At 70.8% G+C, this 26,965-nt stretch carries 20 protein-coding genes; 11 read left to right on the forward strand and 9 right to left on the reverse strand.

Annotation, left to right across the window (positions count from 1 at the left end; genetic code table 11):
• The first annotated feature begins 446 nt into the window (after positions 1-446).
• The 9 genes from ACFYPS_RS21555 to ACFYPS_RS21595 all read left to right on the forward strand — a co-directional run bounded on the left by ACFYPS_RS21555 (position 447) and on the right by ACFYPS_RS21595 (position 16,851).
• Positions 447-1,115: a response regulator transcription factor gene (locus tag ACFYPS_RS21555; RefSeq protein ID WP_354966842.1), complete on the forward strand. Its 669-nt coding sequence runs from the start codon at positions 447-449 to the stop codon at positions 1,113-1,115.
• Entirely contained in the window at positions 1,087-2,178 is a 1,092-nt protein-coding gene (locus tag ACFYPS_RS21560) for a HAMP domain-containing sensor histidine kinase (RefSeq protein ID WP_354966841.1), read from the forward strand. The genes ACFYPS_RS21555 and ACFYPS_RS21560 overlap by 29 nt, the downstream gene beginning before the upstream one ends.
• Positions 2,179-2,556: 378 nt before the next feature.
• The gene (locus ACFYPS_RS21565; protein ID WP_387326405.1) at positions 2,557-7,770 is read left to right on the forward strand and encodes a hypothetical protein; all 5,214 of its coding nucleotides are present in this window, start codon (positions 2,557-2,559) and stop codon (positions 7,768-7,770) included.
• Between the two features lie 169 nt (positions 7,771-7,939).
• Positions 7,940-9,085 carry a multicopper oxidase domain-containing protein gene (locus ACFYPS_RS21570; protein ID WP_387326408.1) on the forward strand — a complete coding sequence of 382 codons (1,146 nt, stop codon included), beginning with the start codon at positions 7,940-7,942 and terminating at the stop codon, positions 9,083-9,085.
• A 34-nt stretch (positions 9,086-9,119) separates the two neighbouring features.
• Positions 9,120-11,132 carry a multicopper oxidase domain-containing protein gene (locus tag ACFYPS_RS21575; protein WP_387326411.1) on the forward strand — a complete coding sequence of 671 codons (2,013 nt, stop codon included), beginning with the start codon at positions 9,120-9,122 and terminating at the stop codon, positions 11,130-11,132.
• A gap of 29 nt (positions 11,133-11,161) precedes the next feature.
• Positions 11,162-12,142, forward strand: a complete 981-nt coding sequence (locus ACFYPS_RS21580) for a multicopper oxidase domain-containing protein (protein ID WP_387326413.1) — start codon at positions 11,162-11,164, stop codon at positions 12,140-12,142.
• Positions 12,143-12,156: 14 nt separating this feature from the next.
• Positions 12,157-12,699, forward strand: coding sequence for a hypothetical protein (locus ACFYPS_RS21585; RefSeq protein ID WP_354966836.1), 543 nt, complete (start codon positions 12,157-12,159; stop codon positions 12,697-12,699).
• Positions 12,683-14,581, forward strand: coding sequence for a copper resistance protein CopC (locus ACFYPS_RS21590; protein WP_387326416.1), 1,899 nt, complete (start codon positions 12,683-12,685; stop codon positions 14,579-14,581). Before ACFYPS_RS21585 ends, ACFYPS_RS21590 begins: the two co-directional genes overlap by 17 nt.
• Positions 14,578-16,851, forward strand: coding sequence for a S8 family serine peptidase (locus ACFYPS_RS21595; RefSeq protein ID WP_387326419.1), 2,274 nt, complete (start codon positions 14,578-14,580; stop codon positions 16,849-16,851). Before ACFYPS_RS21590 ends, ACFYPS_RS21595 begins: the two co-directional genes overlap by 4 nt.
• Positions 16,852-16,902: 51 nt before the next feature.
• Here ACFYPS_RS21595 and ACFYPS_RS21600 read toward each other — a convergent pair whose 3' ends face one another.
• From ACFYPS_RS21600 to ACFYPS_RS21610, 3 genes are all read right to left on the reverse strand, one after another.
• Positions 16,903-18,159, reverse strand: a complete 1,257-nt coding sequence (locus tag ACFYPS_RS21600) for an NAD(P)/FAD-dependent oxidoreductase (RefSeq protein WP_387326422.1) — start codon at positions 18,157-18,159, stop codon at positions 16,903-16,905.
• Positions 18,160-18,187: 28 nt separating this feature from the next.
• A complete protein-coding gene (gene folE / locus ACFYPS_RS21605; protein ID WP_387326424.1) occupies positions 18,188-18,784 on the reverse strand; it encodes a GTP cyclohydrolase I FolE in 597 nt (198 codons plus the stop codon).
• A gap of 91 nt (positions 18,785-18,875) precedes the next feature.
• A complete protein-coding gene (locus ACFYPS_RS21610; protein ID WP_354966831.1) occupies positions 18,876-19,037 on the reverse strand; it encodes a hypothetical protein in 162 nt (53 codons plus the stop codon).
• 72 nt (positions 19,038-19,109) lie between these two features.
• Between ACFYPS_RS21610 and ACFYPS_RS21615 the strand changes: the two genes are divergently transcribed.
• Positions 19,110-19,772 carry a helix-turn-helix transcriptional regulator gene (locus ACFYPS_RS21615; protein WP_387326427.1) on the forward strand — a complete coding sequence of 221 codons (663 nt, stop codon included), beginning with the start codon at positions 19,110-19,112 and terminating at the stop codon, positions 19,770-19,772.
• Between the two features lie 112 nt (positions 19,773-19,884).
• Here ACFYPS_RS21615 and ACFYPS_RS21620 read toward each other — a convergent pair whose 3' ends face one another.
• From ACFYPS_RS21620 to ACFYPS_RS21640, 5 genes are all read right to left on the reverse strand, one after another.
• Positions 19,885-20,634, reverse strand: coding sequence for a DinB family protein (locus ACFYPS_RS21620; protein WP_387326430.1), 750 nt, complete (start codon positions 20,632-20,634; stop codon positions 19,885-19,887).
• Between the two features lie 138 nt (positions 20,635-20,772).
• On the reverse strand, positions 20,773-21,966 hold the full coding sequence (locus ACFYPS_RS21625) for an erythromycin esterase family protein (protein ID WP_387326433.1): 1,194 nt from the start codon (positions 21,964-21,966) through the stop codon (positions 20,773-20,775).
• 73 nt (positions 21,967-22,039) lie between these two features.
• On the reverse strand, positions 22,040-23,866 hold the full coding sequence (locus ACFYPS_RS21630) for a glycoside hydrolase family 15 protein (RefSeq protein ID WP_387326436.1): 1,827 nt from the start codon (positions 23,864-23,866) through the stop codon (positions 22,040-22,042).
• Between the two features lie 34 nt (positions 23,867-23,900).
• Entirely contained in the window at positions 23,901-24,377 is a 477-nt protein-coding gene (locus ACFYPS_RS21635) for a hypothetical protein (protein ID WP_354966826.1), read from the reverse strand.
• A gap of 291 nt (positions 24,378-24,668) precedes the next feature.
• A complete protein-coding gene (locus tag ACFYPS_RS21640) occupies positions 24,669-25,304 on the reverse strand; it encodes a class I SAM-dependent methyltransferase (protein WP_354966825.1) in 636 nt (211 codons plus the stop codon).
• Between the two features lie 95 nt (positions 25,305-25,399).
• Here ACFYPS_RS21640 and ACFYPS_RS21645 point away from each other — a divergent pair, with 95 nt between their 5' ends.
• Positions 25,400-25,993 (forward strand): XRE family transcriptional regulator, encoded by a 594-nt coding sequence (locus tag ACFYPS_RS21645; RefSeq protein WP_354966824.1) that lies wholly within the window; start codon positions 25,400-25,402, stop codon positions 25,991-25,993.
• Here the strand turns inward: ACFYPS_RS21645 and ACFYPS_RS21650 are convergent.
• A complete protein-coding gene (locus ACFYPS_RS21650) occupies positions 25,979-26,923 on the reverse strand; it encodes a PfkB family carbohydrate kinase (protein ID WP_387326441.1) in 945 nt (314 codons plus the stop codon). The genes ACFYPS_RS21645 and ACFYPS_RS21650 overlap by 15 nt on opposite strands.
• Positions 26,924-26,965: the final 42 nt, after the last annotated feature.

The raw sequence follows: 26,965 nt of genomic DNA on the forward strand, positions 1-26,965 counted from the left end.
CGTGGCCCGCGCATCGCCCCGTGCCGACCCGGGAGCGGGGCCTCGGTGCGTTCAACGCAGGTCAGCGTCTACAGGCGCGCAAGCCTTGCGGCACGCCGGCCGCGACGCACGGCGGGCAACTCCACCCCGCTCGCGAGTATCTCCCGGCGGCCCCCGAGGTAACGCGCCGCCCAAGCCGCTGCGACCCAGTAAACGAGGGCACGTGCTCGACCGGGGTGCTTCCGCGTCGACGGCAACCGGTCGATGGCAACGGGGTAATCGTGGGCGGCGTGCCCTTCGGCGCGCCCTGCCGAGATCGCGACCGCGTACCCGCAGCCCACGCCGCCCCTCGGGCGCTGCAGCGGTGGACCGTGCCGGTATTGGCGCAACCCGCGCCTGACTTACGACAGAAGTCTTGGCTACCCAGGGTAGGGCGGTTATGTTGCGAGCGCCGACGGAGGTGTCCGGTGGGGCTGGTACTTGTCGTGGAGGACGACGACCGAATAGCTCGGCTCGTGTCGCGGGCGCTGCGTGACGACGGGCACGTCGTCGAGCGGGCCGGAACCGGGCGGGACGGTCTGGACGCGGCCCTCGCCACCGAGTTCGATCTTGTGGTGCTGGATCTGATGTTGCCGGGCATCAGCGGTGTCGAGATCCTCGACCGGCTCGTTGGCTCCCGCCCCGACCAACGGGTCTTCGTCGTGTCCGCGGTGCCGGAGATCGGCATCAGGGTCGCCTGCCTGGAGGCGGGAGCGGCCGACTTTCTCGTCAAGCCGTTCGCGGTGGCGGAGCTGGTGGCCCGGGTACGGGCGAGGATGCGCGGCCCCGCCCCCGGTCCGGCGCAGCGTTCCCTGTCCGTGGGGCCGGTCCGCCTGGATCTTCGGCTGCGCCGCGCCTCGGTGGCCGGCCGGCCGGTCGAGCTGTCGCTGCGGGAGTTCCTTCTGCTTCAGCACCTGATGGAGCGGGCCGGGCAGGCGTGCAGCCGGGCTGAGTTGTTGGCCGACGTCTGGGGGCTACTGTTCGACCCAGGCAGCAACGTGGTCGACGTGTACGTTCGCCGGCTCAGAGCAAAGCTGGACACCCCCGAGCGGGTGGAGACAGTACGCAATGTCGGGTATCGATTCATCGCGGAATGACCGCCTTCTCCTCGCCGCCTGGGCCGCCACGGCGATGGTCAACAGCTGCCTGATGTACGTCTTACCCGGAAAGGAGACAGTTCCCTTCCATCTCGTGTGGATCGGGCTGTCGGTCGTGTACGGACTGACCACCTGGCGCCCGGTTGTCATGGTCGTCGTGCTCGCCGCCGTCACGCTCACCACGGGATACATCCTCGTCCACCATGCCGCCGCGGCCGCCATCGGGTGGGAGGAAGTCACCGAGGTGCCACTGATGGCTGCGGTGTTCGGCGTCATGGTCTGGCATGTGCGGCGACGCCAGCAGATGGTGGCCGAGGTCGCCCGACTTGCCGATGTCGAGCGCCGGCGCGCCGAGTCCCAGGACCGCTTCGTACGGCTTGCGTCACATGAATTGCGAACCCCGATCACGATCGCCCGTGGGCACACCGAGCTGGTGTCTGCTGCCACTTCCGATCCCGTGATCCGGGAGGACACTAGAATCGTGCTGGAGGAGTTGGATCGGCTGGCCGGCATAACCCACCGGCTGGTGACCCTCATGCAGTTGGACGGGCCGTACGTCCGCGAGATGCGAGACGTCGACCTGCTGCTGGCTGGCATCGTGCGGCGGTGGCGGCCCGCTGCGGATCGCCAGTGGGGCGTGTGCTCCACGGTCGAGATGGCGTCGATCAATCAGGACCGTCTGGAGATGGCTCTCGACTGCCTTCTTGACAATGCGGTCAAGTTCACCGAAACCGGTGACCGGATCGAGGTCGAAGGAATCGGCACGCGAAACAGCTGGACCATGGTGGTCGCCGACTCGGGCAAGGGAATGTATCCGGAGCAGGTCGAGGCGCTGAGCAACGCTGGTGCGTCACCGGCCCCCCCGGGCATGTACTCCGGCACGGGACTCGGCTTGGCGATCGTAAGAGCCGTCGTCGGTTCGTGGGGCGGTTCGCTGCGGGTGGAGAGCGAGCCCGACGTAGGTACGAGGATCTCAATGGTCTTCCCACGCTTCGTCGCGCAGCAGGCGCCTACGGATGCGGCGCCCGCGCCCCAGCAGCGGGGTTCCGCCCCAGGCGGTTGAGGCGGCCCGAACGCCCGGCGCAGGACAACTGCGCGAGATCCGGGCCGACGGACCTCCGGCATGACAGCCAGATGACAAACCTGTCACGAACGCCGCGGGCCGACCTCCGGGCTCCATCATCAGTGTGACGCACGACCTGTGCCCTGATCTGGGGATCCGTGCCGAGCGTCGCGCCGGGAGGTGGAGCCGATGCGACCAGATCGGTCGAGGGCGACGATGACGAGCGCGCTGCGGACAGCATGGAAGACGTGGTGTCCACGGCCTTCGAGCCGTGGATCGGCTGCGACCCCGGACAATCGCCGTCCGGGCCGAGTCGATCCACGGTCGGGGCCAATCCTTCTCCCTGCGGTACGCCGGCGATTCCGGCGACCTCGCCGCGTGATCGCACCGTCGACGGTCGTCCTCATGGTCGCCGCTCTTCTCCCACCGGTGATGGGATTCACCGGCGCCTCGTCGGCGCTGGCGGCCACCGCGTGTCCGGCCGGGGGCTGCACGGTCACCGTGGACGCGCGCGACTTCGCGACCGCTCGGGACAACCCGGCCGCCGGGCAGCTGGCGAACTTCACGTACATCATCAACGCGGACAACACCAAGCTGGCCAGCGATCCGCTCGTCCTGAACACCGAGAGCAACAGTCCGATCGTGGCCGAAGGCGACCAGAGCCGTCCGACGGTCAAGCTGCCCGCGGGACGTTACCTGATCTCGGTCCGCTCGCTGGATCACAAGATGTGGGGCAAGCACATCACGCTGCCCATCGATGCCGCTACTGACGGAACGCTGACCGCGCGGATCGACCTGACCGAGCAGAGCGAGGACCACCCGCTGCCGCTGGGGAAGATCCGGGTCTTCGTGTTCGAGGACAACACGTGGGCCAACGGCGCTCCGGACACCGAAGAGGCGGGTCTGGAGGGCTTCAAGGTCGGGCTCGAGGAGCAGACCGGCAACGCGGTCACCGTCGACTACAACAACAATCCGCTCTGCGGCGGGAACTGCCTGACCGACGACACCGGGTTCACCCAGCTCGACGACCTCGGGCCGGCGACGTACTTCATCGACGTGCATCCGCCGGACCAGCCCTGCAACAGCGACCCTGACAGCCGGTGGTACCAGACCACGACCATCGACGGTGGGCTGCAGCTGCTGGCCCCCGTCGAGGAGGGCAGCGACGGCACCGGCGCTCCGGGCGAGCAGTTGTGGGAACCGCCGAACAACCGCACCGCGTACTGGTTCGGCTTCGTGTGCTCTCCCACCCCGTTCGCCACCAGCGGCACGGGCGAGATCACGGGCAGGGCGCGCAACTGGGCGGAATGGGCGCCCTACACGACCGGAACCTACAACGAGCCGGTGGAGAACCCGTTCGTCGCGCTGTCCGACAGCACCACCGACCAGACCGTCTACATCGGCCGGGGCGACGAGGACGGTAACTTCGACATCCCGCACGTCCCAGCGGGGACCTACAACCTGTCGGTCTGGGATGAGCAGCTCAGCTACATCATGCGCTTCAAACCCCTCACCGTGGGCGCAGGACAGACCGTCGACGTCAACGACACCGGCGACGACGGTGAGGTCGGCCTGGGTGTGTCCCGCTGGTTCGGCTGGCTGGACGGGCACGTCTACAAGGACCTGAACAACAACGGCAAGTACGACGCGGGCCTCGACGCGCCGATCCCGACCACCGACGTGGACCAGCGGTGGCGGGACGGCTCCATCAAGGAAGCGACGTTCACCGACGCCCGTGGGCACTACGAGTACCCGACGGCGGAGGGCGGCCCACTCGGCCGGTGGATCGTCAACGAGCAGGGCTTCGCCCGCTTCACCGCCTACCCCGGCCCCTCCGTGCACGACGAGCACACCGGAGCGGTCACCCCGTCCTGCAGCGTGGCGCCCCCGGCCGTACCGGCCAACCCGTGCGTGCCGACCAACCAGGGTGGCGGTCTGCTGCACAACCAGCTCCTGCTCGAGGGACACCGCGCGACGGTCGACTTCGGCAAGCGCGACTACCCCGCCGGTACGCCCGGCCAGATCGTCGGCATCACCTTCAACGCCACCACGCGCAACGAGTTCGACGCGCGGTTCCAAGCCGCCGAGGACTACGAGCCGGGCATTCCCAACGTCACCGTTCTGCTCGAAGGCCCCGGGCCCGACCGCCAGCCGAACACGGCCGACGACGTGGTCCTCAACCGGTACGTCACCGACCACTGGCAGCAGCCAAACGCCAGCCAGGACCCGCAGCCCGACGGCAACAACTTCACGCAGAGCTGCAACCCCATCCGGGACATCAGCGGCGCGGACATCACCGCCCAGTTCAACCCCAAGATCGGGCCGAACTGCCTCGAGGTGCCGCTGACCGGCGAGCAGACCAAGGACGGGGCCTTCGACGGCGGCTACGCCTTCGCCGACTACTGCCCGAGCGGCCTGAACCTGGGAACGGACCTGTGCACGGACGGCTCGGATCCGTCCGATCACCCGCTCGTGGCCGGCACGTACATCACCCATGTGGTCATGCCGAAGGACGCGTCAGACACCCGTGCCTGCAACCCGTCGGGCGCCACCCAGCGGATCAGCAACCCGAAGGGCGCCGTCCCCGGCGGCGGCCAGGGATGCCTGTACCACATCGTCCGGGAGGAAGACGTCAACGTCGACCTCGGCAACCAGTTCGCTCCGCAGATCCCACCGCCGCCGTGCGCCGGCGACAGCCACGTCATCGACCAGTCGACGCTGACCCCCCGGAGCGTTTACTACACCGGGAACCAGGCCACCAGCACGTCCCGGCCGATGTGCGACAAGCGCCTGGTCGTTCTCGAGAACGGCCAGAACGCCAACGCCGACTTCTTCCTCATGACGAACTTCCGGACCGACCCCAACGGCACGAACGCCGCTGACCACCGGACCGGCGACGTGCAGCTGCCCGGCCGCCTGGTCGGACAGGTCTTCAACGACATCTACTTCGAGCGCAACAAGCTGTCCCCGTGGTACGGCGAGCCGCGGCCGATCGCCGGCATTCCGGTCGGCATCTACGCCCGGGTGGACACCGTGCCGAACGTCAACCAGCCGTACGACGCGAACACCTGGCGGCTGTTGACGACCGTGACCACCAGCGCCGACGGCTCGTTCGAGGTGCTCGTGCCCTCCACCGAGACGTTCAACTGCCCGATCCCACAGGGCCCGTGCCCCGGCATGTACCTGGTCAAGGTCGACGACCCCGGGACCAAGGAACACCCGAACACCAACTTCAACCCGAACCTGCTTGTCGCCACTACGCCGGCCGAGGCGTGGCCCGGCCTGACCACGCAGCTCGACCTGCCGCTGGACCCGATCTCCGGCACCGCATGCGAGGACCCCGCCGTCCCGGCACGGCCCGAGCTGCTGCAGATCTCCACCCCGGTCGTGCCGGCCGCCGGCAGCCGGCAGATCACCGTCCAGGCCGACTTCATCGGCGCACCCGGCACGGCCACGGGCACGACCGGCGTCCGGGCGACACTGGCCGACGGCCGCACCGGCCAGGTGCAGACCCTGACCCGGGCCAACGGCGGCATCGTCAGCTGGACCCCGGGCAGCGGCTCCACGCCCGACAACATCGTGCTGAACGTGCCGGCGCTCAGCTCCACCTTCCGGCCCGGGCCGAAGCAGCTGACGATCACGACGGCGGACGCGAACGGTGGCGTGTCGAGCGTCAACGGCATCACGCTGCACGTGCTGGGCAGCAACGGCTCCGGCACGGACGTCGTCACCTACACGCCGACCGTGGTGAACGTGCCACCGCCACCGCCGGCCACCGGAAACGGCGGAGTGCACGCCCTGCAGAACGCGATCAACAGCGCCGTCCCGGGTAGCCTGCTCGTGCTCTCGCCCGGCGTCTACAACGAGAACGTGCTGCTGTGGAAGCCGCTCAAGCTGCAGGGACGGGGCCCCGGCGGCATCATCGGCGCCCACGAGCTGCAGGCCCGCGACCCCGAGGACGCGCGGTTCAACGTCCCCGGCACCGTCATCGACGGCCGGTACTTCCAGCAGAACGCATCGGACTACGACGCGACGATCAGCGCGAACTCGCCCTACGCGGGAGTGACGAACAACGGCCTGGTCGGCAACCACCCGGTGCTGCGCGGCGCGGACATCACCGTGCTGGCGAAGACTGCGACGGCGTACGACATCGGCACCGGCCTCACCGCGGCGTTCAACCGGGCCCGCATCGACGGCCTGGGCCTGACCACCGGTCAGGGCGACGGGGCGGGCGGCATCCAGCTGCAGGCCTCCGCCAACAACATGCAGCTGACCAACAACGTGCTGGAGAACAACGGCGGGATCGTCGCCGGTGGGATCGCGCTCGGCCAGCCGTACGACGCCGGGCCGCGCGGAACCGGCGCGCGGGTCAACCACAACTACAACGTGCGGATCGCCAACAACCGGCTGACCGGCAACGGCGGCCTGACCCAGGCCGGCGCCGTGGGGCTGTTCTACGGCTCCAACGGGTACGAGCTGGCGAGCAACATAATCTGCTCGAACTTCAGCGTGAACTACGGAGCCGGCGTCTCCCACATCGGCCTCAGCCCCGGCGGCAGGATCCACGACAACCAGATCTACTACAACGACTCCGTCGACTCCGGCGCCGGCATCGCCATCGAGACCGAGCTGCCGGTGGGCTCGCCGGCCGCGCTGGGAGACGGGACCGGGACGGTGGACGTCGACCGCAACCTGGTCCAGAGCAACTACTCCGGCGACGACGGCGGCGGGATGTTCGTGCTCGACGCCCTCACCGCGCGGATCAACATCCGCAACAACATGATCAACAACAACGGGGCGGCGGACGTCGGCGGGGCCATCACGCTGGACGACTCGTCGAACGTTTCGATCGTCAACAACACCGTGGCCAACAACGTCTCCACCGGATCGTCGGAGGACTCGGACGGCAACCCGCACTCCGCCGGCCTGGCCTCCGAGGCGAACGACCCGCTGTTCCAGGCGACGCTGCCCGCCGGTTCGCCGCGCTTCTCCAACCCGGTGGCGCTGTTCAACAACATCTTCTGGAACAACGACGCGTTCACCCTGAGCCAGCCCGGCCCGGGAGCCACCCTGGTCGACCGAGGGTTCATCGACTTCGAGGTGCGCGGAACGACCAACAACGCCGACACGTTCACAGCCCGGTACTCCACGCTCACCAACGGCCAGATCCTGGGACCGGACGGCGCGCTGCGGGCACTGCCTGGTGGCCAGGCGAACCGGATCGGCGAGAACCCGCTGTTCGTGACGCCGTTCGTCAACGAGTTGACCGTGTCCGGGTCGCGGCTGGACCCGCAGACCGCGGCGGTGACGATCACCGGGCAGGACCCGCCGGTCGGACTGACCGGTGACTACCACCTCCAGGTCACCTCGCCGGCGATCGACCGCGGCGTGCGCTGCTCCAACACCCCGGTACCGGCGAGCATCTCGGCGTGTTCCGCCACCGCGATCGGCGCTCCCACCGGAACCCCCGGCGACATCGACGGGCAGAGCCGTCCGCAGCTGCGGCTGTCGGGGCGGGACACCACACCGTGGGATCTGGGCGCTGACGAACTGGCCGGAATAACGGTGCTCGTCCCCCCGAGCGGCCAGTGAGGAGTCCGATGTGAAAGCCATGGCGCGAACTTCGACACGGAGAGCGTTCCTCAGAGCGGTCGGCTGGGGCGCGGCAGGAGTCGCTGCCGGCGGAATCGTCGGCACGACCGCGGCGTACGGTCCCCTCGGCGCCCGCCGCGCGGAGGCGGCAACGACCGAGCTGTCCCTGGTGGCCACGGACGGGTACCTCAGCGTCCCCGGCCGGGAGGGCAACCCCCTCTACATCTTCGGCTTCGTTCCCGTCGACCCTTCTCTGTCGGTGGCGGAGCTCATCTCCACCTACAAGGGGCACACCAAGCACACCGCGCCGACCCTTGAGTTCCTGCAGAACGACGACATCAGGATCACCCTGACGAACCTGGGTCTGGTGCAGCGCCCCGACCTGACGGACTCCCACACCATCCACTGGCACGGCTTCGACCTGCCGTCGCCGTTGAACGACGGTGTGCCCGAGGTGTCGGTGGCGGTGCCCATCGGCAAACAGCTGACCTACTTCTACCGCCCGCACCGTGAGGGCACGTACATGTACCACTGCCACTTCGAGGACGTCGAGCACGTGGAGATGGGAATGACGGGGATCGTCTTCGTCCGGCCCCTGCAGGACGGCACCTCGATCGGCGGGTTCACCAGGTTCGCGTACAACGACGGCGACGGGTCGACCGGCTACCACCGCCACTTCGCGCTCCTGCTCAACGAGCTGTGGACAGATTTTCACGACGGTGACCGGGACATCCAGGAGTCCATTCCGACCGACTACGACCCGCAGTGGTTCACCATCAACGGCCGGGTCTACCCGCAGACCGTGCTGCCCAACGACAGCCCGAGCCTGCCGACCGCCATGCGCATCGCCACGCCAAACCCGAACTACGGCGGCGCCCTGGACTACAGCCAGCCGAACTCCGCGCTCGTCCAGGTCAACCCCGGTGATCGGGCCCTCCTGCGGCTGGCCAATCTCGGTTACCAGCAGCACAGCATGCAACTGCCGGGCATTCCGATGCATGTCATCGGGCAGGACGCGGCGCTGCTGCGCAACGGCGCCGTCGACACGTCGTACTGGACGAACACCCTCTACGTCGGACCGGGAGAGGCACGAGACGTCCTGTTCGACGCGCCCCCGTACGACACCGCACGCCCCTCCGGGTCGGACAGTTGGGGAAGCTACAACGTCTATTACCTCAAGAACCGGGACTGGCGAAAGCTCTCGAACTTCGGCTCAGCGGCCCCGGGACCCGGGGGAATGATCACCGAGGTCCGGGTCTACTCGCCGACCCGTCCCCTTCCGGCCCAAACCGTTGTGGGCCAGACCTATGTCTGAGTGGACGTGGCCGCGCGTCGCGGAAGGAAAAGCCATGATGAGGCAGAGAGCCCAACGGCTGGTCACCGTCGTCACGCTCGCCGCCGGCTCGGCGCTGCTTGTACCGGGACCCGCCGACGCGCTTCCCACCGAAGCGCCCAAGGTCGGGATGGTTTGCACCCCCGGCACCGTCGCGGGCGGCACCCACACCTTCAACCTGCTGGCGAAGACCGGCTACATCGAGACACCTGACGGCAACAGCGTCTTCATGTGGAGCTACGCCAACGCGGACGCCCCCGACAGCGGGCAGTTCCAGAGCCCGGGGCCGGCGCTGTGCGTGACCCAGGGGGAGACCGTCGTCGTCAACCTCACCAACAACCTGCCAGAGCCCGCCTCCATCGTGTTCCCGGGCCAGGACGCGGCGGTGACCGCCACCGGCGGCGCCACGGGTCTGTTGACCACCGAGGCGGCGGCGACGAACGGGACCGTCAGCTACCGCTTCGTGGCAGGCAGTCCGGGCACGTACCTGTACGAGAGCGGCTCGGGCATCGCCAAGCAGATCGAGATGGGCCTCTACGGCGCTCTGGTCGTGCGGCCGAGCCTCGGCCCCGCCTACGCCTACGACGCCACGACGGCGTTCGACCCCTCGCGCGAGTACCTCCTGCTGCTCAGCGAGATCGATCCAGAGCTGCACCATGCGGTGGAGACCGGCGCGACGTACGACGTCAACGCCCGGCGCGATCGCTACTTCGCCATCAACGGACGGGACTTCCCGGACACCATCCAGGACAACGGCTCCGGGCTGCTGCCCAACCAGCCGTACGGGGCACTGGTGCGGATCCGCCCGACGTCGCCCGGCACTCCGCCCGCTCTGGTCAGGATGATCAACGTGGGTGCCCTGAACCATCCCTTCCACCCGCACGGCAACCACACCACCCTGATCGCGCAGGACGGCCGGCCGCTGCGCGCGCCCGGCGGGGGCTCGGCGTCCACCGAGCACTTCGGCGAGACCATCGGCTCCGGGCAGACCGAGGACTTCCTCCTGCGTTGGGACGACCAGGACCAGTGGGATCCCAACACCCACCCGTTGCCGGTGCCGCCGCCCAACTACCGCGACGTCACGTTCAAGGACGGCAACACCTGGTACGGCGGCAGCCCATACCTGGGCTACAAGGGCACCCTGCCGACGGGGGTGGTGTCGCAGAACATCTGCGGCGAGTGGTACTTCCCGTGGCACAGCCACGCGCTCAATGAATTCACCAACTTCGACGAAGGCTTCGGCGGTATGGCCACCCTGCTGCGGGTCGATCCGTCCGGCGGGTGCACGGGTTACCCGACGTCGGGCGCCATCGTCGGCGGTGCGCTCAAGGGTGGCAGCGTCTCCGACCTCGCCGCGGACGACAGCAGGTACTACATGGTGAACCCGAGGACGACGACCCGGCCGACGGCCACGACCGCCACGCAGGCGAGCATCACCGTCTCCTCGGCCGCCGGCTTCCCCGCCTCGGGCACCTACCACGTTCGGATCGACAACGAGGTTCTGCTGGTCACGGGCGGACAGGGCACCACGACCTGGACGGTGGCACGGGGCCAACTCGGCACGGTGGCGGCGAGCCACCTGAGCGGCGCCACGATCACCGCGCTGGCAACCGATTGGTACGCGGCGTTCACCGGCATTCCGGCCGGAGCCCAGAACCTCAAGGTGACCTACAAGGGCAAGAATTGCGGCAGCACGACCGCCACCACATGCGTGACGATCAGCTCGAACCAGCCGCAGCAGACGGTCAAGATCTGCAATTGGACGATCGCGGGTGCGGCGGGCTGCTCGTCCGCGACCTCTGCCGGGTGGGTGACCCTTCCGCCACCGCCGACGCAGCCGCGGACCGTCGGATCCAGCGACCTCACCTCGACGTGGACGCTGCCCGGACCCGCCAGCGCCTACGTCGGCACCGGAGCGAACGGCGGCCAGGTCCGCGTGCTCGTCCACACGCAACGGTACACGGCCCCCAACCCGACCCCCTTCTCGACGTGGGGCAACCTCATGGCCCTCACCTACGACGCGCCATGACCGGCCGCGAGGTTAAGGAGAGATCGGCGATGCGCGCACATGCGTGGAAGACGACGACCAGGAGTCTGCTCGTCCTGGTCCTGATCGCCGCCGGGCTCGGGGTTGGCAGCCCGAGCGTCTCGGCCGCACCGGTATCCATCAACGTGTGCGCGAAGGCCGGTAGCGTCACCCTGGCCGGTGGAGTGAACGTCCCGATCTGGGGCTTCGGCACGACGGCAACGCCGGGGAACTGTGCCGGCGTCACGCCGGTCCTGCCGGGGCCGCCCCTGACCGTCAACGTCGGGGACACCGTCACGCTCGCGGTCACCAACAACCTCCCCGCCGGCCACCCGCTCTCGTTCGAGATCCCGGGCATCGCCTTCAACGCGGGACCGGCCGACGCCGCCGTCGGCGCGACGGTCACCCGTACCTTCACGGCCAACGCGCCCGGCACCTACCTGTACGGCAGCGGCGGCGATGCCGGACGCCAGGCGGCGATGGGGCTCTCCGGTGCGCTCGTTGTCCGGCCGGCGACGCCCAACCAGGCCTACAACTCCACGACGACCGCGTACGACGTGGAGGCCCTGCTCGTCCTGAGCGCCATCGACCCCGCCTTCAACGCCGCACCCGCGACCTTCGACATGCACGCCTACCGGGCGACGTACTGGCTCATCAACGGCAGGGCCTACCCGGACACGGCACCGGGCATCACGGCGGCAGCCGGACAACGCGTGCTGCTGCGCTATCTGAACGCCGGCTACGACAACACGACGATGCTGCTGCTCGGCATGCACGAGCGGGTGCTCGCCCGCGACGCCCGGCCGCTGAACGTCCCCTTCGACGCGAACGCCGAGACGATCCCGGCTGGCGCGACCGAGGACGCGATCGCCACGATGCCGGCCGGGTCCGGACCGAGCCCACACGGATTCCCGCTGTACAACCGCCAGCAGCACCTCACCAACGGCGTGCAGACCGGCACCGGCCCGACCCCGGCGACCGGCGGCGGGATGCTGACTTTCATCCACCATTGAGGTGAGGTACGGCCATGAGCGATCCACTCGATCGGGGCGGCACCCCGGTTGCGGGAAGGGGCCGGTGGCGCTGGGGCGGGCGGCACGCGCGCCTCGCCGGGGGGCTCACCGGCTTCGTCCTGGCGATCGCGCTGACCGCGTTCGCCCTGTCGGCCTGGCGCGCCTCGACGGACGACGCGAAGACCGCCGACAACCCCGTCCCGGCGGCCTGGGCGCGGCCGGTCGTGGACGCCGACAGTCTCGGCCAGCGCAGCGGCGTTCGGATCACCCGGGTGGCGGTCACCGGTGGGGGAGGACTGGTCGACCTGCGTTTCACGATCGTCGACCCGGAACTGGCCAACACCCTGCACGACGCGGGCACCCCACCGGCCGTGGTGGACGAGCGGACCGGTCTCGTGGCCCACGAGCTGCTGATGAACCATTCCCACACCGGCGCGTACCGGACCGGCGTGACCTACTACCTGGTGTTCGAGAACCCCGGAAACTGGATCCATCGCGGCGGCAGGGTCAGCGTGCTGCTGGGCAATGCGCAGGTGGAGCATGTCGCGGTCCGCTGACCCGGCCCGCCGGCCGGATGCCCGCATCTGGTTGCGGCTGCTCGGCACAGCCGGTGCGCTCCTGCTCGTCCTCCTGCCGGCGCGGCCCGCGGCCGCCCACGCGGTGCTGGTCGAGTCGCAGCCCGCCAACGGCACGACCGTCACCGCGGTGCCCCGTGTCGCGCTGCTGCGCTTCAGCGAGGACATCTCGCCCGAGTTCAGCGCCGCGTCGCTGCTCGACAGCACCGGGCGGGCCGTCGAGGGTACTCGTATCGCGACCGACCGCCGGGGCGCTCGCCAGCTCGTGCTCGAGCTGCCAACGCTCGCACCAGGGACGTACGGCATCGCCTGGCGCGTCCTCGCAGAGGACGACGGGCACACCACGGACGGGGTCGTGATCTTCACGGTCGGGAGCCCGTCGCCCGGTGCGCCGGCGCTGCAGGCCGCCGAATTCCGGGACGGCACGCCGCCACCGGACATCGTCCGCCGGTGGCTCGGCCTGTGCCTGCTCGCCGGGCTGATCGGCGGACTGGCAGTCGCCGCGGTCGTGCTCCGCCCCGTCGGCGCAGCGGCGGCTGAGCCGATCCGCGTTGCCGTTGACGAGGCGCGTCGGCGGGCGCTCACGCTCGCGGCCGGCGCGGGCGGGCTGGCGGCGGTCGTCGGCGGTGCCGACCTGGTCGCCCAGACGTACCGGTCGGGTCCGCTCGGCTTCTCGACGGCCGCCACCCTGCTGTCCGGCACCCGCTGGGGCAACCTCTGGCTGGCCCGTGAGGCGATGCTGCTCGCCCTTGCCGCCGTCGCCGCCGCCCTGCGATCCCCGGCCCGAGGGCCGCACCTTCGCGGCCCGGCACCGTGGGTGGCCGTCGGGTTGCTCGGGTCGGTCGCCGTGACGGTCGAGGCACTCGGCGGCCACGCCGCATCGGTCGGGGCCACGCGAACCGTGGCAGTCGCCGCGATCGCCGTGCACGCCCTGACCGCCTGCCTGTGGCTGGGCGGCGTTGTCACGCTGGCGGTGGTGCTCGCCCGCCGCGGTGGACCGGCCGCCGGCCGGGGCGACCTGCTGAAGGCCGTCGGTCACCGCTTCACGGTGCTGGCCGCCGTCTGCGTGGCGCTGGTCGTGGCGACCGGACTCTACAGCGCCGGGCGCGAGGTCGAGTCGGTGCGCGCGCTGGTCGACACGACGTACAGCCGGCTGCTGATCGCCAAGGGCGTGCTGCTGTCGGTGGCGGGCGGCCTCGGCCTGGCCAGCGCCCTCCGACTGCACGGGCGGACAGCGGCCCGGCTCGCCGCACCGCCGTCGCGACGGCTCCTCGCGGCCGAGGCCACGGCGGGTGTCGTGCTCCTGCTCCTGGCGGGAGCGCTGGTCGAGACGCCTCCGCCGAGGCAGTCCACGGCCCTCGACGCCGGCGCCCCCACCGCCGTCACGCGGAACGGATCCGTCGGCGACGTCGTGGTCTCGGTGACGGTCACCCCCAATCAGCCCGGCACCAACGGGTTCACGGTTCTCGCCGCGAGCTCGCGCCGCCCACCACCGGCGGAAATCGAGGACGTCACCGTCGAGTTCGACCGCGGATCAACCGCCGTGCCCCTGCGCGAGATCGAGCCGGGCCGGTACTTCGGCATCGGCAACCTGTCCGGACCCGGACTCGTACAGGTCACAGCGGTGATCCACCGCGGCGGAGCGCGCCTGACGGTGCCCCTCCAATGGTCGGTATCCGCACCGGCGGCCGCGCCGCCGCCGTCCCGCGACCGGCTCGCTCCGATCGCCAACGCTGCCGCGGCCGCCGTGCTCGGCCTACTGGCGGTGCTCGCCGGCTGGCGCCTGACGGCCGTGCGGCGCCGCCGGCCGGCAGCCATGCCCACCGGCGAAGTTGCGCAGAGGATCCGGGAGGATGCCCGATGAGGCGAACCGTTGTCGCCGCCGCTCTCGCCGTGGCCTTGATGGCCTCCGGGACGGCGAGCCCCAGAGCCGGGACGGCGTCCGCCGATGCCGGCCCGACGGCCTCCGCGGAACGTGCCGGCATGGTGCGGGCCATCGTCGTGCTCAGGTCCCAGGTCGACCCGAACACGGTCGTGGCGCCGAGCCGCCACCGGCGCACGGTCGCGCTCGTACGTGCCCTGCGCGCTCGGGCGGGCGCCGATCAGACCGGCATGCTCGGCCTGCTCGCCCGGCGACGCGGGCAGGGCCTGGTGGCCGACGTGCTGCCCCTGTGGGTGGTCAACGCGGTCGCGATAGTCGCCCAGCCGTCGGTGATCGCCGAACTCGCGGCACGGCCCGACGTGCGCGAGATCCGCCCCGACCGTGCGGTCCAGGCCCCGCCGTCGACGGCCGGCCCGTCGACCACAGCCGCCCCCGTGGAGCCGAACATCGCCGCGGTCAACGCCCCGGCGCTGTGGAGCCTCGGCCTCACCGGCCAGGGAACGGTGGTGGCGACGATGGACACCGGAGTGGACGGCAGCCATGCGGAACTCACCGCGAGCTGGCGCGGCGGCAGCAATAGCTGGTACGACCCGAACGGCGAACACCCGGCGACGCCGACCGACGTCAACGGGCACGGGACGGCGACGATGGGCGTGCTGGTCGGAGGTTCCGCGGGGGGCACGTCGATCGGCGTCGCGCCGGGCGCGAAGTGGATCGCCGTCAAGATCTTCAACGACCACGGCAGCACCACCACCTCGCGGATCCATCTGGGCTTCCAGTGGCTGCTCGACCCCGACGGCAACCCGGCCACGCCGGACGCACCCGACGTGGTCAACAACTCCTGGAGCGGCAGCATCGGCGGGTGCAATCTCGACTTCCAGCCGGACCTGCGCAACCTGCGGGCGGCCGGCATCCTGCCGGTCTTCTCCGCCGGCAACTACGGGCCCGATCCCTCCACCGTGCTCAGCCCGGCCAACAACCCGGAGGCCCTCTCGGTGGGCGCCGTCGACGACGGCGGGGTCATCGACCCATCGAGCAGTCGCGGCCCGTCCGCGTGTGCCCAGGCGATCGCGCCGCGGCTCAGCGCGCCCGGCGTCGGCGTTCGGACCACCGACCTGTACGGCGGCTATCGTGACGTGTCCGGCACGTCGCTGGCCGCGCCGCACGTCGCCGGGGTGCTCGCCCTGCTGCTCGGCGCGTTCCCCGACCTCGGCGCGGACCGCCAGCAGAGCGCGCTGGAGAGCGCCGCGGTGGATCTGGGGGAGCCCGGACCGGACAACACGTACGGGCACGGCAGGGTGGACGCGCTCGCCGCCTACCAGTGGCTCGCCACGGCGCCCGACTTCAACGTGGCGGCGTCGCCTCCCGAAGCGACGACCGTCCCGGGCGGCACGGTCACGTACACCGTCGCCGTCTCGGGCGTGCACGGCTTCGCCGGGGACGTGGCGCTCGCGCTCGGCGGCCTCTCCGGCACACCGGCCACCTGGACGATCACCCCGGCCGTCATCGCGGGTGGAACGGGCTCCGCCCAGGTGGCCGTCACCACGGCGTCCACGATCGCGGCCGGGACCTACCCACTGACCCTCACCGCCACCAGCGGCGGACTGAGCCGGACGGCGGTGATGCTGCTGGTGGTGAGCCCGCCGCCCGACTTCGGCCTCGTCGCCGCGCCGACCTCCGCCGGCGTCGTCGCGGGCGGCAGCACCGGTTACACGATCGGCGTCACCGGCCTGAACGGGTTCACCGGCACAGTCGGGCTGAGCCTGAGCGGCCTGCCGGCCTCGGTCGGCACGGGATCCTTCTCGCCGTCGGTCGTCGTCAGACCGGGCAGCGCGAGCCTGCGCATCGCGACGTCGGGGTCGGCGCCGCCAGGGACGTACGCCTTGACGGTGACGGGTACGAGCAGCTCGAAGAGCCACTCCACCGGGATCACGCTGGTGGTCACCCCGGCACCGGACTTCTCGCTTACTGTCTCGCCGTCGGCGGCGACGGTGCAGCGGGGCCAGACCGCCACCTACGCCGTGTCGACCTCGACGATCGGCGGATTCGCTGGCACCGTGGCATTGTCGGTAACCGGGCTGCCAACCGTCTCGTCGGCCAGCTTCACGCCGAACCCCGTCGGCGCCGCCGGCGCCTCCACCCTGCGGGTGAACACCGCCAGCCGGACCCCGCGCGGCACGTTCGCGATGGTCATCACCGGCACCAGCGGCTCGCTGGTCCACCAGGCCACCGCGACGCTGATTGTCCGCTAGAAGGAGGCCGACCACGCCAACCCGGAGCGTCGTGCACGTTCTCAACGCCGCCTATCCGAGCTGCGTCCCGGGTGCCGAGGGCGGCTGCAGCTCGTCGAGCGGCACGGCGGGGTCGGCCAGTCGGTCGAGGTCGACCGGCTGGGCTGTCGCGACGAGCCGCCGAATCGACGGGCCGACGTCCCACACGTTGACGTTCATGCCGGCGAGCACCCGCCCGCCGGCGGTCCAGAAGGCGATGAACTCGCGCTTGGCGACGTCGCCCCGGACGACGACCCGGTCGAACGCCTCGGGCGGGGCGTGTCCGACGTACTCCATTCCCAGGTCGTACTGGTCGGTGTAGAAGTAGGGCAGGTCGTCGTAGCTGACGGGCTGCCCCAGCATGGCGCGGGCCGCCGCGGCGCCGCCGTGGAGTGCGTTGGCCCAGTGCTCGACGCGCAGGCGCCGGCGCAGCACGGGATGGTAGGCGTTGGCGACGTCACCGGCGGCGTAGATCTCCGGGTCGGCGGTGCGCAGGGACGCGTCGACGACGATTCCGTTCTCGACGGTGAGGCCGGCCGCTGTCGCCAGCTCAGTGTTCGGCTGTACGCCCACGGCCACCACCACGGCGTCGGCGGGCAACTCGGTGCCGTCGGCCAGCAGGACCGAGGAGACGCGACCGGTGCCGCGGATCTCACGGACCTCGGCGCCGAAGTGAAAGGTGACGCCGTGGTCCCGGTGCAGGTCGGCGAACACCCGGGCGATCTCGTCGCCGAGCACCCGGCGCAACGGCAGCGCGGCCGTTTCGACGATGTCGACGGTGGCGCCGCGCTGCCGGGCGGCGGCGGCGACCTCCAGGCCGATCCACCCCGCTCCGATGATCACGACGTGCGCGCCGTCCACCAGCGCCGCGGCGATTCGACGGCTGTCGGCGAGGGTGCGCAGCCGCAGCACCCCGTCCAGGTGGACGCCGGGTGCCGCGAGGTCGCGGGGTCTGGAGCCGGTCGCCAGCAGCAGCTTGTCGTAGCGGATCCGCTGGCCGTCGGCGAGCTGGACCTGCCCGTCGGAGCGATCGACGGCGACGGCACGCACGGCGGTGCGCAGGTCGACGTCGTGCTCCGCGTACCACCCGGCGTCGTGCACGTACACGCTGTCGGGTTCGGCGCCGCCGGTCAGCAGACCCTTGGACAGTGGCGGCCGCTCGTACGGTCGCTCCGACTCGTCGCCGATCACGACGATCCCGCCGTCGAAGCCCTCCTCCCGCAGCGTCTGCGCTGCCCGCGCGGCGGCGAGCCCGGCTCCCACGATTACGAACGTGCCGGTCTTCGACATCGGTCCAGCTCCTTTCGAGGTGCGTCGATCAGCGGTGGCCGATTCCGGTCAGGGTGAAGAACTCGGCGCGCGAGCGGTGGTCGTCGCGCAGGGTGCCGAGCAGGGTGGAGGTGATGGTGCTGCTGCCCACGGCCCGGACGCCGCGCAGCGTCATGCACAGGTGTTCGGCTTCGATGACCACACCGACGCCGCGCGGGCGCAGTTGGCTGGTCAGCCAGTCGGCGATCTGTTTGGTCAGGCGTTCCTGGACCTGCGGGCCGTGGGCGAACAGTTCGACCACCCGGGCCAGTTTGGACAGTCCCAGGATGCGTTCGCCGGGCAGGTAGCCGACGTGCGCGACGCCGACGAACGGCAGCAGGTGGTGTTCGCAGACCGACCGGATCGGGATGGCCCGGGCCAGCACCAGCTCGTCGTAGCCTTCGTTGTTGTCGAAGGTGGTCAGCTGGAACTCGCGCGGGGTGAGCAGCTCGGCGTAGGCGCGGGCCATCCGGCCCGGGGTGTCGGCGAGCCCGTTGGCGGACAGGTCGACGCCGAGCGCGGTCAGGAACTCCGCCGCCGCCCGTTCGGCGGCGGCCGGGTCGCGGCGGGGACGCTCGTGCTGCACCCGAAGGGCGGTGACACTCACCTCAGCGACCTCCCACGCCGAGGGCCGCGGGCGCGGTCGGGACCAGTCGGGGAGCCGTGCGTGATCCAGGTGCCGAGTGCGGCGATGCCCATCAGGAGTTCTCCTTGTCTGTGCTGTTGTGGCCCTGCGCCCGGATGGTCTCGTCGGCGACGTGCACGCCGTACCGGTGGACCAGTTCGCCGCCGAGGTGACCGGCGACGGTCAGCCTTGCGGAAGGTCGAAGGCGAAGCTGGATATTTTCACCAACGCTCATTGGTGTTATCGATCATGCTCCCCCAGCGCGGCAGGAATTTCAATAGCCTTCGCTGGTGATAATCTCGGCGCTGTGAGCACGGGCGAGCGCTGGAGCGCGATGGCCTCGCTCGTCGACCGGTCCCGACGGGCGCTGTACGACTACGTGTACCGGGCCGACCACCCCGTCACCCGGGAGGAGGCGGCCGAGGCGCACGGCATGTCCCGCAACCTCACCGCGTTCCACCTCGACAAGCTCGTCGAGTCCGGTCTGCTGCGGGCCCACTATCAGGCGCCGACCGACCAGCCCCGGGGCCGCGGCCGGACGCCGAAGGTCTACGAGGCGGCCGGCGACGGCGTGGCGATCACCGTTCCCGAGCGACGCTACGAGCTCATCGCCGAGATCCTCGCCGACGCGGTCGCCGACGACCCGCACGACGCCCCCGAGGCGGCGCGACGGCACGCACGGCGACGCGGCCGGGACATCGGAGCACGGGTACGCGACTCCGGCGAGGACCTCATCCCCGTGCTCGCCGGACTCGGCTTCGAACCCGAGACGCTCAGCGACCATGTGCTGCTGCGCAACTGCCCGTTCCACGCCCTCGCCACCCGGCAGACCGCCCTGGTGTGCGGCCTCAACCACGCGTTCCTCACCGGCATGATCGACGGCGCGGGACGCACCGACCTGTTGCCCCGGCTCGCGCCGCGTCCCGGGGCCTGCTGCGTCCGGTTGGACGGCCCGCCGGAGCACCTCTGAGAACACGCCCCAGGCCTGAAACTGTCGGAGGTCGCCCGTACCGGCTCGGCTGCGCCGGCTCGGCTGCGCCGGCTCGGCTGCGCCGGCTCGACTGCGCCGGCTCAGTGCAAGGTCATGCGAGGACGCGCGTGGACCCGGGGTCGTGGTCCTGCGCGTCGAGGTCACGCAGCGCGAAGCGGAGGTGTTCCCACTCCTCGTCGATGATCACGTGAAGGCAGTGCAGGACCGGCTCCTGGTGGTCGGGTGACCATGCGGTGGGGCGAGGTTCGGCGAGCAGTTCCGGAGTGATGGTCGCGAGGAAGTCCCGAACGCTGGCCTGCCGCTCGGCACGCACCTCGAGGAGCTCTGCGAACGTCGGCTGCTCCGTCGAGAACACCGACATGTCGAAGCCGTCGGTCTCGTACTCGACGTGCGGCTGGCCGAGCGGGTGGAAGGGCTGCGGCAGGCGCAGGATCGCCTTGCCCAGCCACGCGTCGGTGGCGAACGCGAGATGGCGCAACGTCTGCGCGAACGACCACTCGCCGCCGATCGAGACGTCGGCGGCACCCTCGGGCATGGACATCACCCGGTCGACTGCGGCCGCCCAGGCCCGTTCGGTCGCCGCCCACGCCGCGCGGAGGCTGGTCGGGTCCGTGGCCTGCCTCAGCTCGCGCCCGGGGAACCGCCGGTTGAGTTCCGCCTCGACGAGCGGCGCGACGTCGACACCGTTGACCAGGAGCGCACCGTCGGCCAGCCACGGCGCATCGATGTCGAGCCCCCGCACGTCGACGCCGCGCATCACGGCGCCGGCCAGCGTCGACCTGGTGAACCGCGCACCCCGCAGGTCCCTGTCGACAAACGTCGCGGCGTCGTCCCGGGCCATGGCGTCCTCCCACCCTCTTGGCGATCGCGGCGATGCTAGCGCGCCTGTCCGACAACCCGTCGCCTTCCGGGCCGCGGTCGTCGGGGCGGCGCGCGTACCAGTAGTCGACGTTGGACGCCGCCGCCGAGCCCTGCTCCGTCAGGCGTCCTTGACGAAGACGATCCCGTCGGTGCTGGCCACGTGGGCCGGGTCGAGCGGGGAGTAGCCGAACCAGGGGGACACCCGGGCAGCGGGCGTCACCGTGGCGAGGGCGGAGGCCAGTCGGCCGGCGTCGACGACGTGACGGTCCTCCGGCAGCGCGTACAGCAGTCCCTCGATGGTGTCCGGGGGCGGGGAGTCCACGCCATGGTGGCGGATCGTGCCGAGTGCTGTGGCGAGGAAGGCGTACCCCTGGCCCAGGTGGGCGTCGACGATCGCGCCGGCGCCCCACCATTGGACCGGCAGGTCGCCCATCCGCATGCTGCTCCTGTCCCGCTGAAGGTGGCCGTTGTGGGCGTTCACCAGCGCCGGGCCCCGCTCGGAGATGGCGAGCAGGTTGGCGGCCATCATGGAATCCCGTACGCCGAGCAGCCTCGCCATGCGGCTGGGTGACGTGTCGGCCATCGCGAAGTGGTAGCGCAGCAGGCCGATGGCGGTGCGCGCGTACAGGCGTGCCCGGTGCCAGTCCTCGCGTGCGGACGCCGCGATCAGGTGGGGCGTCTGCGCGTCGAGCAGCGCGACGAGCTCGTCGGTGAGCAGCCGCAGCTGTTCGGCGTCGGGCGTCCGCCCCACGGACTGGGACGGGTCCATCATCGCGGCGGGGTTGGTCCACCGGTCGTCGGCGCCGAGCAGGCGGTCGAGCGTCTCCGCGGTGCAGGGAAGAAGGTCGGCGTCGACCCAGGTGGTGACGTAGGCGTGGAGTGCGGTGAGCGCCTGCCGGGGGCTCGCGGCGCCGGTGATCTCCAGCGGGCCGTCGAAACCGGCGAAGCGCAACCGCTCTGCCACGGGCCGGCCGTCGTTGTACGCGCGCATCCAGCGCACCAGCTCCCGGTTGCCCGCGAAGGCGCCCCACTCGTGGCTGAAGCCGCGCTCCATGGCCTCGTCGAGGGTGCCCGTGCCCGAGGTGACGTAGTCGTCCACGATCAGGCCCATCACGCAGTCGCTCTCGATGGCGACCGTCCGGTAGCCCTCCTGCTCGACGAGTTGCCGGAAAAGATCGTTCCGCAGGTCGAGCAGACCTCCCGCGCCGTGGGTCGGCTCACCCAGGGCGAGCAGCCGTGGTCTGGCCGGAAACAACGCCATGACGGAAGAAGCGTCGACGGCGTGGACGGCGTCTGTGATGCCAGCAGTCATGCCTTGAACGGTATCGTTGAACCAACGGTGCAGACTTTTCAGCAGATGTCAGCAGCACAGCGAGGCAAAACCCTCAAAGCGGTAGATGGCTGTTGGGGGCGTCCCGGATGGCGAGTGCGGCTTGGACGAGCGCGGCGTGGGTCAGCGTCTGGGGGTAGTTGCCAAGATGGGTACCGGTCGCCGGGTCCAGCTCTTCGGGATAGAGGCCCAGTGGGCTGGCGTAGCCGAGCATGGTCTCGAACAACTCGACCGCCTCGGTGCGGCGCCCGGTGCGGGCGAGGGCTTGAACCAGCCAGAACGAGCAGGGCAGGAACGCGCCTTCGGTGCCCGGAAAGCCGTCAGACCCCGGCGGATAGCGGTAGAGCAGCGGGCCGCCGGCGGAGAGTTGGTCCCGAATGGCGTCGATGGTGCCCTGCACGTGGGGTGACTCGACGCTGTCCATGTTCAGCAGCGGCAGGACGAGCAGGGCCGCGTCGAGGTCCTCCGAGCCGTATCTGCGCATGTAGCTGCCCGCCGTGGGGTCGAAGCCGGATGCCCGGACCTCGGCGGCGATGGCGTCTCGTGCCTTCTGCCAGCGTCGACGTTGGCGGTCCGGCAGGGCGTGCGTGTCGGCGATGCGCAGCGCGCGGTCCAGCGCGAGCCAGCCCATGAGCTTGGAATGGACGTGTTGGGCAGGTTCGCGGACCTCCCAGATGCCGGCGTCGGGATCCTGCCAGCAACGGGCCACCACGTCGGCGAAGCCGCGCACCGCCCGCCACGTCTCGCTGGAGAGCCTCTGCCCTGCCTGTGCGAACGCCCAGGCGGCGTCGGTCACCCAGCCGTAACCGTCGAGCTGGTGTTGCCCGGCGGCGCCGTTGCCGATCCGTACCGGGACGCTGCCGAGGTAGCCGGGCCAGCCGGCCAGGTCCCGTTCCGCCGGCACGTGGCGCCCGTGCAGGGTGAGCACCGCCGGCAGGCGTGGCCGCTCCAGCCGGCTGGCGTGCAGCAGCCACGCGAGGAAACCGTGGGCCTCGTCGGGTTTGCCCACGCTGAGGAAGGCACTGACGCCGATGCTGGCGTCCCGGGGCCAGACATAGCGGTAGTCCCAGTTCCGTATCCCGCCGGGATTCTCGGGCAGAGACGTTGTGGGTGCGGCCACCGGGGCCCCCGAGGGCGAGTACGTCAGCAGCCGCAGGGTCAACAGACTTCGTACGACGTGTTCCCGGAAAGGCAGTGACCCGTCGATGTCGGCTGTCCAGGACCGCCAGCGGTCTTCGTCCTCGCTCAGCAGGTCCCAGGCCGATGCCGGCTCGACGTGGATCAGCGGTTCGCGATGGGCCACGGCCAGCACGAGTGTGACCGGACGGCCCGGCGTGACCCTGATCCGGGTAGGCCGGCCTGGTTCGATGGTGAGCCCGGGTGTGCTGCCCAGCGAGACCGCGAGGGACCCCCACTCACACACCAGGGCCTCGCGCCGACGCTGGATCCGGGGCCGACGGTGCCGTACACCGAAGCGGGGATCGAACTCGATGACGGCGTCGACCGCCGCGTCAGCGGCCGACAGACGCCGCACGATCAGTGTCGTGGGCAGCAGGCGGCCGCTGACCTCGGTCACCATGGCCTCGGTGAGGGTGAGCCGGCCGCTGCCCACCGCCCATGTCGTCTCCAGGGTGGCGGTGTACTGCCGGTAGCGCCGTTCGACGACCGTGGCCGGCCCGGCCGGGCCGACCCGGAACCTTCCCGCGTCGGCGCCCCCGATCAGCCTGCCGAACAGGGGCTCGCCGTCGAAGCGAGGCACGCAGAGCCAGTCGATCCCGCCGTCACCGGCGACGAGGGCAGCGGTGCGCGTGTCACCGAGCAGCCCGTAGTCGCTGATCGGCGCCGGGTCCCGGGGACAGTTCGTGTCGTTCGCGCCGGTCATGGAGATCGCCGCCGGACGGGTCGTGCGGCGCGGGTCAATCGGCCTGTAGGAGCAGCCCGAGGACCACCCCGTAGAGCACGTGGACGGCGGCCACGACCGCGGGAGTCTGGATGCCGTAGTTGACGGCGAACAGGCCGGGCGGCTCCAGCACGGCCGTGCTGGTCAGGCCCGCCCGCTGGGAGGCCATGCGCGGGTGTACGCCCGGAAGCAGCGGCAGGAGCACCGTCAGCGCGATCCCGACGTGGATGGTCCCGAGCAGCGCCCCGATCCACCAGGTGGCGCGGTGCAGCAGGGCGAACGTGGCCGCATAGCCGAGGGCGAAGCCCTGACCGGCGCAGAGGTGGATAAAGAAGCCGACGACCCGGGCCCGGTCGGGATCCTCGGTGACGAGGGTCCCGAGGACCAGCGGAAAGTCGAGGCGGGTGAGGCCGGCCAGTTGGGCAGTGGTCAGCGCCGCGGTGAGCACCGCGGTGGCGACCAGCCCGAACAAACCCCATCCGGCCCAGTCCATCTCAGCGGTGCGACCGGGCCTGAACGGCCGGACAGTGGTTCCGAGCCGTCGGCACGCGGCACCGTGACGTTCTCTCGGTCATCGGTCCGTCCTTCGGCTGAACAACGTGAAAGGTCTACGGTCCTGATCTGGACGCCCGCGTCGCACCACCTCGGACGACAGGGGCCGCGCCGGCTTTTCACCATAAGTCACCGGGATACGGCATGTTGCCTGCTCGCCGAGATGGCGCCGGGACGGCGCCCACGGACCGATTCGGGGTGCGACGTTCCCGCATCGAGGACGCGGTGTTGATCAGGGGCGTCGTGTGGCGCGCACGACGACGTCGTGCAGCGGACCCGCGTGGCCGCCAGAGCCGGTGACCGTGCGGACGTGCTCCTCGGCGGTGGTGATGTCCCACGCGGTGCTGTCCAGGCCCGCGGTGATGTCCGCGAGGGTGACCGATGCCTCGGCGGGAGGGTGGTGCCCGTGCCCGGTGGCTCCCGGGGTGTGCAGGTGCCCGACGATCAGCAGGGTGCCGCCGGGCGCCACCCATGCAGAGAGGCGGTCGTAGAAGGCCAGTTGCGGCATCGCCGGGTGCGCGTAGTGCGTCGTGACCAGATCGAACCGCACGCCCGGGTCCCAGACGGTCAGGTCCGCTTCAACCCACTGCACGCGCTCGGACACCTCGCTGTTCGCCGCGCGCTCGGCGGCGCGGGCGAGGGCTTCGGGGGCGATGTCGACCGCGGTGACATGCCAGCCGTGCGAGGCGAGCCACATCGCGCCGGCGCCGGTGCCGCACCCGGCATCCAGCGCCGTGCCCGGGACCAGGCTGCTGGTCTCGCGGGCCAGGTACGGCTGCGGCGTACTCCCGGCCATCACCGCGGGTCCGTCCCGGTGCGCCTGGTGCCAGTGCCGCTCCCAGTAGTCCTTGTCGAATCCGTGCGTCATCGGGCCACCCCTTCACCGTCTTCGCGTGTCCTTGACGACTGTGGCCGGCAGTCGAGCGATACGCAAAACTTCTTGCCAAATGGCAAAATGGGGGTATGGGCAACGACCTGGACCGCACGCTCGACGCTGTCGGGCCGAGGCTGAAGCACCTGCGGCTCCGCCGCGGCCTCACGCTCACCGACCTCGCGGAGGAGACCGGCATCTCCGCCAGCACGCTGTCCAGGCTCGAGGCGGGCCTGCGACGCCCCACCCTCGAGCAGCTACTCCCGCTCGCTCGCGCCTACGGCGTCACTCTCGACGAGCTCGTCGACGCGCCACCAACCGGCGACCCCCGCATCAACCTGCGGCCCATCGCCGGCGGCGACGGGTCGACCATCCTGCCCCTGACCCGTAGGCCCGGAGGCATCCAGGCCTACAAGTTCGTCCTCCCGACCGGGGCCGACGACCGCGAACCCGACCTGCGCACCCACGAGGGCTACGACTGGGTCTACGTCCTCAACGGCACGCTGCGCCTGGTCCTCGGCGAGCACCATCTCATCCTCAAACCGGGGGAGGCCGCGGAGTTCGACACCCGAACCCCGCACTGGTTCGGGTCCACCAGCTCCGGTCCCGTCGAGTTCCTCAGCCTCATCGGCAAGCAGGGAGAACGCGCGCACGTCCGCGTAGCACCAGGATCAGGCCCCGAGTAGGGGTGCACGGGCGGCCCGAAGCGCGTCTGCCGTCAGGTTCGGCCGCCCGCCGGGATATCGGACGGTTGCCCCGGCCGCGGCGACGGCGTATCGGGCGGCGACCGGGGGCGGGTCGCCACGCAGTAGCGCCGCGGTCAGCGCGGCGACGAGAGCGTCGCCGGCTCCGGTGGTGTCCACCACCTTCTGATCGGCCAGCGGGACGAGCAGGTGCCCGTCGCCCCACTGCTGGTCGCGCCAGACGAAGAGGTTCCCGGCGTCCACGCCGAAGGCGAGCAGCCGCGGCCCGGCCGCCAGGATGTCGCCGGCGGCGGTCAGCAGCCGGTCGATGTCGTCGGTCGGCGCTGCCGTCCACAAGCGTGCTTCGTGCGCGTCGCCGCGGACGACATCGGCCGCGGCTAGCAACGCCGGGCCGTCGCTGTCGTTGGCCGGTGCACCGTCCAGCACCACAAGCCGACCAGCGTCGTGGGCCAGACGCGCGGCGGTGAGGGCCGCCACGGGCGGCTGCTGCAACTGCACGAGTACGGCGTCCGCGGCGCACAGCAGCTCCGCGGAGGCTTCGACGTCGGCCGCGGTGAGGAGTACCTCGTCGGGCAGGTGTTGCAGGTACCGCCACCGCCCGGCTCCGTCGAGCGCCTCCACGATCAGCCCGGTGGAGGTGTCGGGCCGGCGGACCACCTGAGTGACGTCCACCCCGTCCCGGGTGGCCTGCGCGAGCAGATGGTCGCCGATGTCGTCGTCGCCCGCCACGGCGACCAGCGCCACCGTCACGCCGAGCTGAACGAGCGCTACCGCCTGGTTGGCGCCTTTGCCGCCCAGCATCTCGCGCCGCCCCCGGACGTCGGCCGCCTGGCCGACCTCCGGCCAGTGGTCGATCTCGAGGACGAGATCGCGGGCGAGCTGGCCGATCACCACCGCGCGGGGACTGCTCATGTCGCTGTTCTACCCCGTACCGGTCATGGCTACCGGTTTGCC

The organism is Micromonospora sp. NPDC005087 (assembly GCF_042872965.1).
In the GTDB taxonomy this organism is placed as follows: domain Bacteria; phylum Actinomycetota; class Actinomycetes; order Mycobacteriales; family Micromonosporaceae; genus Micromonospora.